This is a genomic window from Paraburkholderia sp. DD10 (assembly GCF_049177125.1).
Lineage (GTDB): Bacteria > Pseudomonadota > Gammaproteobacteria > Burkholderiales > Burkholderiaceae > Paraburkholderia > Paraburkholderia terricola.
Genome location: NZ_CP185393.1, coordinates 3,485,983 through 3,500,136 on the forward strand (window position 1 = coordinate 3,485,983; position 14,154 = coordinate 3,500,136).

Annotated in this window: 11 protein-coding genes; 7 read left to right on the top strand and 4 right to left on the bottom strand. The window is 62.7% G+C overall.

Annotated elements, in window-relative coordinates; translation table 11 throughout:
* Positions 1-28 precede the first annotated feature (28 nt).
* The gene (locus ACOCG7_RS31160; protein WP_073430363.1) at positions 29-904 is read left to right on the top strand and encodes a patatin-like phospholipase family protein; all 876 of its coding nucleotides are present in this window, start codon (positions 29-31) and stop codon (positions 902-904) included.
* A 99-nt stretch (positions 905-1,003) separates the two neighbouring features.
* Here the strand turns inward: ACOCG7_RS31160 and ACOCG7_RS31165 are convergent, their stop codons facing one another.
* Positions 1,004-2,017: a D-2-hydroxyacid dehydrogenase family protein gene (locus ACOCG7_RS31165; protein WP_073430392.1), complete on the bottom strand. Its 1,014-nt coding sequence runs from the start codon at positions 2,015-2,017 to the stop codon at positions 1,004-1,006.
* A 376-nt stretch (positions 2,018-2,393) separates the two neighbouring features.
* Here ACOCG7_RS31165 and ACOCG7_RS31170 point away from each other — a divergent pair, with 376 nt between their 5' ends.
* Entirely contained in the window at positions 2,394-4,250 is a 1,857-nt protein-coding gene (locus ACOCG7_RS31170) for a phosphoenolpyruvate carboxykinase (GTP) (protein WP_073430362.1), read from the top strand.
* Between the two features lie 342 nt (positions 4,251-4,592).
* Entirely contained in the window at positions 4,593-5,693 is a 1,101-nt protein-coding gene (locus tag ACOCG7_RS31175) for a LysR family transcriptional regulator (protein ID WP_073430361.1), read from the top strand.
* Between the two features lie 141 nt (positions 5,694-5,834).
* Here the strand turns inward: ACOCG7_RS31175 and ACOCG7_RS31180 are convergent, their stop codons facing one another.
* The 3 genes from ACOCG7_RS31180 to dprA all read right to left on the bottom strand — a co-directional run bounded on the left by ACOCG7_RS31180 (position 5,835) and on the right by dprA (position 10,592).
* A complete protein-coding gene (locus tag ACOCG7_RS31180; protein WP_073430360.1) occupies positions 5,835-8,498 on the bottom strand; it encodes a DNA topoisomerase III in 2,664 nt (887 codons plus the stop codon).
* 247 nt (positions 8,499-8,745) lie between these two features.
* Positions 8,746-9,123, bottom strand: a complete 378-nt coding sequence (locus ACOCG7_RS31185; RefSeq protein WP_073430359.1) for a thioredoxin family protein — start codon at positions 9,121-9,123, stop codon at positions 8,746-8,748.
* Positions 9,124-9,191: 68 nt separating this feature from the next.
* Entirely contained in the window at positions 9,192-10,592 is a 1,401-nt protein-coding gene (gene dprA / locus ACOCG7_RS31190) for a DNA-processing protein DprA (protein ID WP_073430391.1), read from the bottom strand.
* A 242-nt stretch (positions 10,593-10,834) separates the two neighbouring features.
* Between dprA and def the strand changes: the two genes are divergently transcribed.
* From def to htpX, 4 genes are all read left to right on the top strand, one after another.
* The gene (gene def / locus ACOCG7_RS31195) at positions 10,835-11,338 is read left to right on the top strand and encodes a peptide deformylase (protein ID WP_073430358.1); all 504 of its coding nucleotides are present in this window, start codon (positions 10,835-10,837) and stop codon (positions 11,336-11,338) included.
* Positions 11,339-11,369: 31 nt separating this feature from the next.
* Positions 11,370-12,359 (top strand): methionyl-tRNA formyltransferase, encoded by a 990-nt coding sequence (gene fmt / locus ACOCG7_RS31200; RefSeq protein WP_073430357.1) that lies wholly within the window; start codon positions 11,370-11,372, stop codon positions 12,357-12,359.
* Positions 12,360-12,471: 112 nt separating this feature from the next.
* Complete coding sequence (locus ACOCG7_RS31205; protein WP_073430356.1) at positions 12,472-13,113, top strand: LysE family translocator; 642 nt, start codon at positions 12,472-12,474, stop codon at positions 13,111-13,113.
* Between the two features lie 101 nt (positions 13,114-13,214).
* Positions 13,215-14,072, top strand: coding sequence for a zinc metalloprotease HtpX (htpX, locus tag ACOCG7_RS31210; protein ID WP_073430355.1), 858 nt, complete (start codon positions 13,215-13,217; stop codon positions 14,070-14,072).
* Positions 14,073-14,154 lie beyond the last annotated feature (82 nt).

The following is a 14,154-nucleotide window of genomic DNA, read 5'->3' on the forward strand; positions in this document are numbered from 1 at the left end:
CGCGAGCCGCATCAAAGGGAAAGCCAGGATGTTCGATCAGGTCGTATTCGCAGGCGGCGGCAATCGCTGCTGGTGGCAGGCGGGTTTCTGGGACGTGGCGCAACCGGCCTTGCACATCCGCCCACGCGTCATTGCCGGCATTTCCGCCGGCGCCGCCACCGCGTGCATGCTCTACACGCGCGATTCCGATTGGGTCATGCGCTATTACGAAAACGCGTTGCGCCACAACACCCGCAACGCCTATTGGGGCAATCTGCTGCGGGGCGAGTCCGTGTTTCCGCATTACCGCATCTACCGGCAGGCGCTGCTCGACATCTACGGCGACAAATTTTCGGCGCTCGCCGATGCCCCGGAAATCCGCATCGGCGTGTCGCATCTGCCGCGTTGGCTCGGCGCGCGCAGCGCGGTCGCCGCGGGTCTCATCGCGTACAACATCGAAAAATACGTACGCAAGACGCTGCATCCCACGCTGGGTCAGACGCTCGGTTTTCATCCGGAATTCGTGCGCGCGCAGGATTGCGCGACCGTCGAGGATCTCGCGGATCTGATTCTGCAATCGTCGAGTACGCCGCCGTTTACACCCGTTCTTCGGCGCAATGGCCGGCCGGTGCTGGACGGCGGAATGGTGGACAACGTGCCGGTCGGCGCGCTCGATGCCGATGCGCCAGGCAACGTGCTGGTGATGGTCACGCGTCTTTATCCGCGGCCGCAGATGTTCGTCGTGCCGCACGGCGTGCAGCAACGGCTCTATGTGCAGCCATCGCGCAAGGTGCCGATTTCGAGCTGGGATTACACGAGCCCCTCGCAGATGGTGCACGCGTACAACCTGGGGCGCGTCGATGGCGAGGCTTTCCTCGAACGCATGCCCGATCTTCTGGAAGCCGGCTCGCACGAAGTGCGTTGAGCCGGCGGCGTTGTTTTAGCACAGCGAGCGGGAGAACCGCGCCGCGCCAAACCAAACGAACCGCTTCGCGAACAACGCCCCTTGACGAGCGCTCGACGCTCAGCGCCGCCGTCCACCCTGCAACGCTTCGGGATTCGCCACACTGGCCGTATCGCCAGCGTCGAAAGCCAGAATGTTGTTGAACGCCGCGGTGAAGTACTGCTCGTAGCTTTCGCGTTCGACATAGCCGATGTGCGGCGTGCAGATCACGTTTTCCATGCGCAGCAGGCTATAGCCCTGCAGAATCGGCTCGCTTTCGTAGACGTCGATTGCGACCATTCCCGGGCGGTTGTGCGACAGCGCGTTGACCAGCGCATTTTCGTCGAGCAGCTCGGCCCGGCTCGTGTTGACGAGCAACGCGGTCGGCTTCATCCGCATCAAGTCTTCCTGCTTGACGATGCCGCGCGTGTCGTCATGCAGACGCAGATGCAGCGACAGCACGTCGCTCTGCTCGAATAGCGCCTCGCGGCTCTCGGCCACGCCGTAGCCGTCGGCGCGCGCCGCTTCGCGCGAATGCTCGCGGCCCCAGATCAGCACGTTCATGCCGAACGCCTTACCGTAGCCCGCAACCAGCCGGCCGATCTTGCCGTAGCCCCAGATTCCGAGCGTCTGACCGCGCAGCACCTGGCCCAAGCCGAAGTTCGGCGGCAACGCGGACGTCTTCAAACCGGATTGCTGCCAGGCTCCTTGCTTAAGGTTTGCCACGTATTGCGGAATTCGCCGTTGCGCCGCCATGATGAGTGCCCACGTCAGCTCGGCCGGCGCGAATGGCGAACCGCTGCCTTCCAGCACGGCGATACCGCGCTCCGTGCATGCCGGCAGATCGATGTGGCTGGACACCTTGCCGGTTTGGCTGATCATGCGCAGACGCGGCAGTTTATCGAGCAGTTGCGAGTTGATGCGGGTCCGTTCGCGAATCAGAACAAGCGCGTCGACTTCGGAAAGACGACTCGCCAATTGGCCGAGACCGCGCACGGTGTTGTTGAAAACCTTGACCTCATGGTCGGCCAGCAGTTGAAAACAGTCGAGCTTGCGAACGGCGTCCTGGTAATCGTCGAGGATGGCAATCTTCATGGTATGTGTCTTGCGACGCACCATAGCGGTGCGGAACGGAGTGTTATGCTGACTGTCCCAGCATGTGACTTGGGTCACATGCTGGTCTGGCTGGATGCCTTAACGTAGAAGCTGTCGCCAAGAACGGCAGTGCCACGTCAAAGGTCGATTGATATCGTTTTTAACAGTTTGTTGCGTGTTGAGGCAAGCCGCTTTACAGACGGTTGCAGAAGGCCGCCGGTAGGCGCTTCCGCCCAACAAGCTGTGTAGCCCATGATGACCTGCACAATTGCGCGTCGAGTGGTGGAAACGTCGACGCGATGAATTGGACGCCTCTCGCATGCAGCGTCACTGGGCTTGTACCGTTTTCTTTTGCTTTCATAACGGAGACAGGTCGATGAATCATCCCTCATTCGAAGGACAGCCCACCGTCGAGGCGCCCGCGTGGGTCAAACACCGAAAGCTGATCGACTGGGTTCAGCGCATTGCCGCCATTGCCAAGCCCGCCAGGATCGTCTGGTGTGACGGCTCCCAGGAAGAATACGACCGCCTCTGCGCGCAAATGGTCGAAGCAGGCACCCTCAAGAAGCTCAATCCCGCCAAACGCCCCAACTCTTATCTGGCATGGTCCGATCCCTCGGACGTGGCGCGCGTCGAAGACCGCACCTTCATCTGCTCGCAGCGCCCGGAAGACGCCGGTCCCACCAATAACTGGGTTGCACCGGCCGAGATGCGAACCACGCTCGACGGTCTGTTCGACGGCGCCATGCGCGGCCGCACGATGTACGTGGTGCCGTTCTCGATGGGCCCGCTCGGCTCACCGATCGCGCATATCGGTGTGGAGTTGAGCGATAGCCCCTACGTGGTGACGAACATGCGCATCATGACGCGCATGGGCCGCAAGGTGTACGAGGTTCTCGGTGAAAACGGCGACTTCGTGCCGTGCGTGCATTCGGTCGGCGCGCCGCTCGCGGCAGGTGCGAAAGATGTGCCATGGCCGTGCAATTCGACGAAATACATCGTTCACTTCCCCGAATCGCGCGAAATCTGGAGCTATGGGTCCGGCTATGGCGGCAATGCGCTGCTCGGCAAGAAGTGCTTCGCGCTGCGCATCGCGTCGACCATGGGCCGCGACCAGGGCTGGCTCGCCGAACATATGCTGATTCTTGGTGTGACGTCGCCGGAAGGGCGCAAGCATCACGTCGCGGCCGCGTTTCCCTCGGCCTGCGGCAAGACCAACTTCGCGATGCTGATTCCGCCGCAAGGGCTGAACGGCTGGAAAATCTCCACGATCGGCGACGACATTGCATGGATCAAGCCGGGCAAGGACGGCCGCCTGTACGCGATCAATCCGGAAGCCGGCTACTTCGGCGTGGCGCCGGGCACAAGCGAAAAGACCAACTTCAATGCGATGGCGACGTTGAAGGAGAACGTGATCTTCACGAACGTCGCGCTCACCGACGACGGCGATGTGTGGTGGGAAGGCATGACCGACGAGCCGCCCGCGCACCTGATCGACTGGCAGGGCAAGGACTGGACGCCGGCCGGCGCGAAGGAGAGCGGGCGCAAGGCGGCGCATCCGAACGCGCGCTTCACGGCGCCGGCCGCGCAATGTCCGTCGATCGATCCCGAGTGGGAAAATCCGGCGGGTGTCGCGATCGACGCGTTCATTTTCGGCGGCCGCCGTTCCACCACCGTGCCGCTCGTCACCGAAGCGCGCAACTGGGTCGAGGGCGTCTACATGGCGGCGACCATGGGCTCCGAGACAACCGCCGCCGCCGCGGGCCAGCAGGGCGTGGTGCGCCGCGACCCGTTCGCGATGCTGCCGTTCTGCGGCTACAACATGAGCGACTACTTCGGCCACTGGCTGAAAACCGGCGAGCGTCTGGAGCAGTTGAACGCGAAGCTGCCGAAAATCTTTTGCGTCAACTGGTTCCGCAAGGGCGAGGACGGCAAGTTCGTCTGGCCCGGATTCGGCGAGAACATGCGGGTGTTGAGCTGGATGGTCGGCCGCATAGAAGGCACGGCTCAAGGCGAGGAGCATGCGTTCGGCGTATCGCCGCATTACGAGGACATCGACTGGAGCGGCCTTGATTTCAGTCGCGAGCAGTTCCGCCAGGTGATTTCCGTGGACGATAAAGCCTGGCGCGACGAACTCGCGCTGCATGCCGAACTCTTTGACACGCTGCAACATGGTCTGCCGCCAGCGCTGGCGCAAGCAAAACGTGCCCTGGAAGGCAAGTTCATCGCCTGATCATGTGAGCGTTCGCTTCAGACAAAGCCGCCTCCGGGCGGTTTTTCTTTTGGGTCTTGCCGTTCAAGCGTCATTTTTTGCCTTTGGACAGTAGCGAAGCAGCCCTGCCGGCTGTTCGAACAAAAAAGCCCGTTCAAGCTGCATTGCAGCACATTGTTTCCTGATCCGGAACAATCGGCGCCCATGCCCTACGTTGGGGAATACAGTGGCACGAAAACCGACAAAATTTCCGCTTTCGCGGGCAACTTCTGCACGATTTCGGGAGTCGTAGGAGAATTCCAGGTTCCGCTTCACTGGTTTTCACTAATTGTCAGGAAGCAGCAATACGGCAGGAGTCGTTATATGGATCATTTGCAGTCGATGCGAGTTTTCGTCAAAGTGGCGGATCTCGGCAGTTTCGCCCGCGCTGCGAGCGCGATGGATATTTCCAACGCAGTTGCCACCCGTCACGTTGCCGATCTCGAAGGGCGTCTGGGTACGCGGTTGCTCAATCGAACCACCCGCAGTTTGTCTCTGACCGAATCCGGCCAGGTTTATCTCGAGCGTGCGCGCCAGATCCTCGACGAACTGGAAGACGTCGAGCAGATGGTGGTCGCGCGAAATCACGAGCCGGTCGGCACGTTGCGAATCGTCGCACCGGTCGTGTTCGGCCTGCATAACCTCGCGCCCGTGCTGCAGACGTACGCCGAGCGCTATCCGAAAGTCATTCCCGATGTCACGCTGGTCGACCGCCAGGTCGATCTGGTCGAAGAAGGCTTCGACGTGGGCGTGGTGATCGCACGGCAGATGCGCAGCGCAAGCATCGTCACGCGGCGTCTGACCACCGGCTGCATGACCGTGTGCGCCACGCCGGCCTATCTGGAGAAGCACGGCACGCCGACGCGTCCCGAGCATCTGCTGGAGCATCCGTGCCTGAGCCTGCCGTCCGAGTACTGGGGCGACGAGCGGGTGTTTACCGGCCCGGAAGGCGAAGTACGGGTGCGGCCGTCGAACGTGATCGTGGCCAACAACACGGAAATGTTGCGGCAATTTGCGTTGCTTGGCATGGGCATCGCAATCCTGCCGAGCTATCTGATCGGCCGCGATATGACACGCGGCAGGCTCGTGCGTCTGCTCGGCGACTACCGTCTGCCGCAGGTGGAGATCAACATTGCGTATCCCAGCCGTCGTCACTTGCCGGCGAAGGTGCGTACGTTCATCGACCATCTGGTCGAGCATTTCAGCCAGACACCGAACAGCTTGCTCGGCGAACAGTGGATCAAGGACGGCCTTGGCCGGCCTGCCACGTCCGGGGCGCTCGATTCGGCGGACTCCATGCCGCCGGAAGCGTTCGACGGCGCTGAGCCGCTCTCACGCCTCCTGGATAGCGAGTTATCGCCGGTGCCAAGCACTTTGGCAAAGACCACGAATCGTCCGAGGACGACGGTTTTGTCGCGGCTGTAAGCGGTGGGGCGATGGGGACGGTAGCGCTTCCCGGCACGCAAAATGAAAAAGGCGCAGTCACGTGAAGTGACTGCGCCTTTTTTCGTGGGCACGCACGATGGCGGCCGGCAGTTCAAGATCTCCCGGCCACAGGTTTTTGAATCACGAGCCCGTCTTTCGAGCCACCGCTTTCTTCGCCGGTGCCTTCTTTGCAGCCGCGGTTTTGGTCGCGGATGCCTTTTTAGCCGCCGCTTTTTTGGCCGCGGGCGCGGTCTTCACCGCGACCTGCGCTTCTTCGTCATCCGACTCCGTCGCGGCGTCGGCAGCCGACTTTGCCGCTGCCGCCTTCGCAGCCGTTTTGGCGGACGGCTCTTTCTTCTCGAACTCAAAGCCGATCTTGCCGTCGTTCTGCTTGACGAGGAACGCCTTGAAGTTGCGGCCTGTGCGCGACGACTTGAAGTTCGTCAGCAGATCGGTGCGCCCCTCTTCGAGCAGCTTGGACATCTGCTCGCGGGCAATTTCCTGCTGCAGAATGACCTTGCCCGAGCGGAAGTCGCAAGTCTTCGGATTGGCGACCGAGTTCTCGCAGACATAGCTCATGCCATGCTCGAACACGTGCCCCTTGCATTTCGGGCATGCGCCGACCGGTTGTTGATCGGAGAAGTCCGGCGGTTCCCCATCTTCGCCGCCTGAATCCTGGCCGAAATCAAACTCCAGCTTGTAGTTCTTGATTTCGTCGTCGAGCGACAGCTTCAGGATTGCCGAGAAGGGCCGGCCCATCTTGCTGCGGAAACCAGAGAGTGGTCCGATCGTCTTGTTCTGCAACAACTCCTCGACTTCGGGAATCTCGAACTGACGTCCGCCCGGAATCTTCGAAATCGAGAACTCGCATTTCGAGCAGGCAAAGCGCCGGTAGTTTTCCTTCACCTGACCGCCGCAATTCGGACACGGTGTTTGCAACGTGGCGTAATCGCCGGGAATCGTGTCGGAATCGTATTCCTTCGCGCGCTTGACGATGGTTTGCGTCATGCGGGCAATTTCCTGCATGAACGCGTCGCGCGGCAGGTTGCCCCGCTCCATCTGCGAGAGCTTGTACTCCCATTCGCCGGTCAATTCCGGCGCGGTCAGTTCCTTCACGCCGAGGCCGCGCAATAGCGTCATCAGCTGGAAGGCCTTGGCGGTCGGAATCAGATCGCGGCCTTCGCGGATCAGATACTTTTCACCGAGCAGACCTTCGATGATGGCGGCGCGCGTGGCCGGCGTGCCGAGGCCTTTGGCCGCCATGGCTTCGCGCAGTTCGTCGTCCTCGACCAGCTTGCCCGCGCCTTCCATGGCCGACAGCAAGGTCGCTTCGTTGTAGCGTGCGGGCGGCTTCGTCACCAGTTGCTGGGCGGCGATCTTGTCGGTCTTGACCTTTTCGTCCTTCTGCACCGGCACGAGGTTCGCGTCTTCGCCGCTGATTTCACGACCGTAGATTTGCAGCCATCCCGGCTCCACCAGCACCTTGCCTTCCGTCTTGAAGTGATGGCCGACCACTTCCGTGATCCGCGTCGTCACCTTGAATTCGGCGGCCGGGAAGAACACCGAGAGGAAGCGCTTCACGACCAGGTCGTAGAGCTTCTGTTCCGGCTCGGACAGATTCTTCGGCGCTTGCAGCGTCGGGATGATTGCGAAGTGATCGCTGATCTTCGAGTTGTCGAAGATGCGCTTGTTCGGTTTCACCCAGCCCTTGTCGAGCACCTGCTTGGCGAACGGCAGATAGTTGTTGCTCTCCTTGAGCATGCCGAGCGTCTGCTTGACCGTATCCATATAGTCTTCCGGCAGCGCGCGAGCGTCGGTCCGGGGATAGGTCAGCACCTTGTGCTTTTCGTACAGCGCCTGGGCGAGACCCAACGTGTTCTTCGCCGAGAAGCCAAAGCGGCCGTTGGCCTCGCGCTGCAAGCTGGTCAAATCGAACAGCGCCGGCGACAGTTGCGTGGACGGCTTGGATTCTTCCGTTACCGTGCCGATCTGGCCGCGGCAGGCGGCGACGATGGTCTCGGCCGCGGGCAGCGCCCACAGACGCGAATCGCGTTTCTCCGGGTCGAACTCGTCGCGCTTGAATTTCGGATCGAACCAGCGGCCTTCGTAAAAGCCGGCCGCGCAGACGAAGTCCGCTTTCACTTCCCAATAGTCGCGCGGCACGAAGCGGCGAATTTTCTCTTCGCGCTCCACGACGATCGACAGCGTGGGCGTCTGCACCCGCCCGACCGTGGTCAGGAAGAAGCCGCCGCCCTTGCTGTTGAATGCGGTCATTGCGCGCGTGCCGTTGATGCCGACCAGCCAGTCCGCTTCCGAACGGCAGCGCGCCGCGTCGGCGAGCGGCTGCATTTCCTCGTCGCTACGCAGACGAGCGAAGCCGTCGCGGATCGCAGCCGGCGTCATGGATTGCAGCCACAGGCGTTGCACCGGCTGCTTGGCTTTCGCGTGCTGCGCGATCAGGCGGAAAATCAGCTCGCCCTCGCGCCCCGCGTCGCATGCGTTGATCAGGCGGTCGACATCCTTGCGCTTGAGCAGCTTGGTCAGCACCTTCAGGCGCGACTCGCTCTTGGCGATCGGATTGAGATCGAAATGCGGCGGAATGACAGGCAGATTGGCGAAACTCCACTTGCCGCGTTTGACTTCGTAGTCTTCGGGCGCGGCGATTTCCAGCAGATGGCCGACTGCCGAGGAAAGGACGTACTCGTCGCTTTCGTAGTATTCGTCATGCTTGGTAAAGCCGCCCAAAGCGCGCGCGATGTCGTTCGCGACGGAAGGCTTTTCGGCGATGATCAGTGCTTTGGACATGACTCGATGTGAGGTTGGTAGATCAGGGTTGATGGCCTTGAGTGCGCTTTCTCCAGCGCGACCCTCGTTTGCGACCTTTGCGACCCAATAACGACCGCTTTATAGCACACGCCGTGAAAGCGGCGTGTCAAGTGCATGAAAAGCGCGCCATCATAATTGCGCGCCTGGTAATCGGGCAAGCTGCGGCAAACGCGCGGTGCACCGCCCGCAACGTCCGTGCCGCAAGGCTGGACGGCCGGCGCTACGTTCAGGCCACCGCCAGCGCGGGTCGCAGTTTCGGCGCACCGCTGATGCCGGGCACGGCCGTCAGGTCGGACAACATCCGCTCCACGATTGCCGCTTGCGGCAATACGGTGCCGAAAAAACGTGTCGTGATCGAGTCTTCGATCAGGATGGTGGGGAAATTCTCGACATCCAGATCGTCGAAACGGTCCGCGTGGGTTTCGATGTCTATCCATGCGAAACAGATATCCGGGTGCCGATCGGCCAGCTTGTCGAAGGCGTCCCGATACTCGCGACAGGTTCCGCACCACTCCGCGCACAGACACGCAACGAACAGCGTGTCCGGGTCGTTGACGCGCTCGGCGATCCGGTCTTGGTCGGTGTCGAGGTTTAGCGCGGGCATGGTGGTTCCTTACGTACTTTTGTCAGGTGCTTTGGCGCGAATGTAGCATGGCCGATTCCGGATCGTGGTCAACCTTGTGCACCGCGGGGGCGGCCTGGGCTCGCCCGCATGAAGCGGCCGCCGGGTAGCGCGGTCACCTGGCCGGCAAGTTCGAGTTGCAGCAAGGTGGTTTGTAAAGCCGCGTCCTCCATCTCGGTGCGGGTGGCAAGAATTTCAAGCGTGGCGGGCGCGTGGCCGAGCGCCGCGAGCAGTCGCTCGGCTTCCTTGCTGAACGTGGGCGAGGGCGGACTGCATGCTTGTGTCGAGGCGGCGTTCGCCCGAGGCGGCGCGCTTGTTTGCGGCCCTGCAAAGTCGGACGAAGTAGCGCCTGGTGGCGTCTGTGCGGACGCCGCCACTTTTGCCGCTTGCGCCCCGGCTGGCTCGGCCGCCGACTCCTTCGCGTCTGTGGAATTCGTCCGCGCCGCTGCGGCGTCCGGCACCACGGCTGTCGTGGCACTCACCTTCCGCGGATGCCGCGAATCGGCTCCGTCCCACCGAACCGTTCGCGTGCCGGCAGCCTTATCTCCCGCCAGCCTGGCGAAGCCGAGTTCCTCGAGTACCTCGTCGGGTGTCTCAACCAGCTTCGCGCCTTGCTTGATGATCCGATGACAGCCACGCGAAAGCGGCGCGTGGATCGAGCCGGGCAGCGCGAAGATATCGCGGCCCATTTCGTTGGCGAGCCGCGCCGTGATCAGCGATCCGGAGCGCATCGCGGCCTCGACGATCACGACACCGCTCACGAGCCCAGCGATCAGGCGATTGCGCTGCGGGAAGTTGGCGGCGCGCGCCGGCGTGCCAAGCGGCCATTCGGACAGGATCGCGCCCTGCACCGCGATCTGCCGCGCGAGCGCATGATGCGCCGCCGGGTACACCAGGTCCGCGCCGGTGCCGATCACCGCGACCGTGCCGCCGATACCTTCCAGCCCGCCGCGATGCGCCGCGCCGTCGATGCCGAGCGCCAGCCCCGACACGATCGTCACGCCGGCGGCCGACAGCTCCCGCGCGAAACGCTCCGCGTCCTCGACGCCTTGCGGCGTGGCGCTGCGGCTGCCCACCAGAGCGACCGCGCGCGTGTGCAGCAGATCCAGCCGGCCCTTTATATATAGCAGTGGAGGCGGATCAGGCATGGTTAGGAGCGCGGGCGGGTACGCCGGGTCGTCGAGCGTGACGACCTGGTTGCCGGGCAGCGCGCGCCACGCGAGAACCGCGTCGAGCTGGGCGTCGAGATCAGGGCCCGCGGGAGCCAGCGCGGCGCGCGCGGCGGTTTCGCCGGCGATCGCGGCAAGCGTCGCGTGCGATTGATGGAAGATTGCTTCCGGCAGCCCGAAAGCGCCGAGCAGTAAGCGCAGCGCGGCCGGTTTGAGCCCTGGTGCGAGCGAGAGCCGCAGCCACGCGGCGAGTTCGATATCGGTTGCGGGCAAGGTGTGCATTGCGAGTGAATCCTCTTGCAGGGCCAGCGGGCAGGCGGGCGCCATGCTAAAATTTTCATCATCCGAAATAACTGCAGCGCCGCGCCCACCCGCGCGGGCTCGTCGTTGGCGCACGAGGCGCGTTGAATCGAACCGGTTCGACACCATCTATCCTGTGCGCAATGCGATGCGCCCACACCCTGGCCGAACGGCTAACGCGAGCCTTCCACCGGTCAGCGGCGCCCAAAATCACATTCAAGATCATGGCTTTACTGAACATCATCAATTACCCGGACAAACGGCTGCACAAGATTGCGAAACCGGTCGAGGCGGTCAACGACCGCATCCGCCGCCTCGTCGCGGACATGGCTGAAACGATGTACGCCGCACCCGGCGTGGGCCTCGCCGCGACCCAGGTGGACGTGCACGAGCGCGTGATCGTGATCGACGTGTCGGAGACGCATGACCAGCTGCTCGCTTTCATCAACCCGGAAATCATCTGGTCGAGTGACGAAAAGAAGCTGTCCGAAGAGGGCTGCCTGTCGGTGCCGGGGATCTATGACAACGTCGAGCGCGCCGAGAAAGTGCGTGTGCACGCGTTGAACGAGAAGGGCGAGATCTTCGAGATGGATTGCGAAGGGCTGCTCGCGGTGTGCATTCAGCACGAGATGGATCACTTGATGGGCCGCGTGTTCGTCGAATATCTGTCGCCGCTGAAGCAAACGCGCATCAAGAGCAAGATGAAGAAACTCGCCCACGCAATGTAATGCGCGTCCACCTCGCCTACTGCTCCCGTTCATGAGTCATTCGTTGCGCGTCATTTTTGCCGGTACGCCGGAGTTTGCGGCGGCCGCGCTGGCCGCGATTCACAGCGGCGGTTTTCCCGTGCCGCTCGTATTGACCCGAGCCGACCAGCCTGCCGGACGCGGAATGAAAATGCAGGCGAGCCCGGTCAAGCGCTACGCGCAGGAGCACGGGATCGCTGTCGCTCAACCGCCCTCGCTGCGCCGCGCAGGCAAATATCCGGCCGAAGCCGCAGCCGCGATCGATCAGCTACGCGCCACGCCGCACGACGTCATGGTGGTGGCCGCCTACGGTCTCATCCTGCCGCAGGAAGTGCTGGAGATTCCGCCGTTTGGCTGCATCAACATTCACGCATCGTTGCTGCCGCGCTGGCGCGGCGCGGCGCCGATCCACCGCGCGATCGAAGCAGGTGACGCGGAAACCGGCATCACGCTGATGCAGATGGACGCGGGCCTCGACACCGGCGCAATGATCTCGGAAACGCGCACGCCGATCTCCGACGACGACACCACCGCCACGCTGCACGACCGTCTCGCGCAAGACGGCGCGAAGCTGATCGTCGAGGCGCTGATCGAACTGGAGCGCAACGGCAAGCTGGCGGCAACGCCGCAACCGGCGGACGGTGTGACGTACGCGGAAAAGATCGCCAAGCACGAAGCAGCGCTGGACTGGCGCCGTCCGGCCGCAGCGCTCGCGCGCCAGGTGCGTGCGTTCGATCCGTTTCCCGGCGGCGTGGGCACGCTGGAAGACGGCACGTCGATCAAGGTCTGGTCGGCTGCCCCGGTGGACGCGCCTGGCAACAGCGCCGCAGCCGGCACGATCATGGCGGTATCCGCCGAAGGCGTGGTGGTGGCCTGTGGCGAAGGCGCGCTGCGTCTCACGCAACTTCAGAAACCCGGCGGCAAGCGTCTGCCGGTGCGTGAATTCCTGGCGGGCGCGACGCTGGCCGCTGGGCAGCGTTTCCAACTTCCCGAAGCAAAATAACAGACTCGCGCGGGTCTTGAACATCGTCCGTTCGGCCGAGGCTCGCGGCCGCCGCCGCGAGCCGCTGCGCGTTAGAATCACTTAAGCAACGGTCCAGGTTTCGAGGATTTCCATGTTCGGCATCACCCATTTTGAGTTCTTCGTCGTCGCGGTCTTTTTGCTAAACGTGACGCCCGGTCCCGATACGGCTTACATAGTCGGGCGCAGCGTTGCTCAGGGCCGCGGCGCGGGTCTGATGTCGGTGCTCGGCATCTCGGCCGGCTCCTGCGTTCATTCGCTCGCCTGCGCGTTCGGCTTGACCGCGCTGCTGGCGGCGTCGGCTACAGCGTTCACGATCATCAAGTTCGTCGGCGCCATCTATCTGATCTATCTCGGCGTGCGCCTGATTTTCGCCAAACCGGCCACGGATCAAGCGGGTGGTGAAGCGCGCGGGGCCGGTGCCCCCAAGTCGCTGCGCCAGCTTTTCCTGCAAGGCTTCTGGACCAATGTGCTGAATCCTAAGGTCGTGCTGTTTTTCGTGTCGTTCTTCCCGCAATTCGTGACCACCGGCGGCGATCATAAGACGCTGGCGTTTCTCACGCTCGGCGGCGTGTTCGTCGTCATGAGCATGATGTGGAACAGCTTCGTCGCATGGATCGCGGGTAGTGTGACGCAACGTTTTTCCGGCAAGCCGTCGGTGAAGAAGTGGCTGGATCGCGGCGTCGGCGGTGCATTCGTCGGCTTGGGCATCAAACTCGCCACCGCATCAAGATGATTGAATTTTCCTCACGCGCCCATATCTAACATTTCGCTTACAATCAGGCGCCGCGATCATGCGGCGCAGAGATGAACCGCGTTAGGCAAGGAGTTGCAGACATGTTCAATTGGGTCAAAACCGCGATGTTGATGGCCGCGATCACGGCCCTTTTCATCGTGATCGGCGGGATGATCGGCGGGTCGCGCGGCATGATGATCGCGCTCGTGATCGCCCTCGGCATGAATTTCTTTTCGTACTGGTTCTCGGACAAAATGGTCCTGCGCATGTACAACGCGCAGGAAGTCGACGAAACCAGCGCGCCGCAGTTCTATCGCATGGTGCGCGAACTCTCCACGCGCGCGAATCTGCCGATGCCGCGCGTCTATCTGATCAACGAAGACGCGCCGAATGCATTCGCCACGGGCCGCAATCCGGAGCACGCCGCGGTTGCCGCGACCACGGGTATTTTGCGCGTATTGTCGGAGCGCGAAATGCGCGGTGTGATGGCGCACGAACTGGCGCACGTGAAGCACCGCGACATTCTCATCTCGACCATTTCGGCGACCATGGCCGGCGCGATTTCCGCGCTGGCGAACTTCGCGATGTTCTTCGGTGGCCGCGACGAAAACGGCCGTCCCACGAACCCGATCGCGGGCATCGCCGTCGCGCTGCTGGCGCCGATCGCGGGTGCGCTGATCCAGATGGCGATTTCGCGCGCGCGGGAATTCGAAGCGGACCGTGGCGGCGCGCAGATTTCCGGCGACCCGCAGGCGCTTGCCTCGGCGCTCGACAAGATCCACCGCTACGCGAGCGGCATTCCGTTTCCCACGGCCGAGCAGCATCCCGCTACCGCGCAGATGATGATCATGAATCCGCTATCGGGGGGCAGCATCGCGAATCTGTTCTCCACGCACCCGGCCACCGAGGAACGCATCGCGCGTCTGATGGAAATGGCACGCACGGGGCGCTTCGAATAACGAGCGACGAGCGCTGCGTGCAGTCAACGTGGTGCGATGAAGGGCGAGCCCGCGGGCTCGCCTTTTTTTCGGGCAGTAAAAA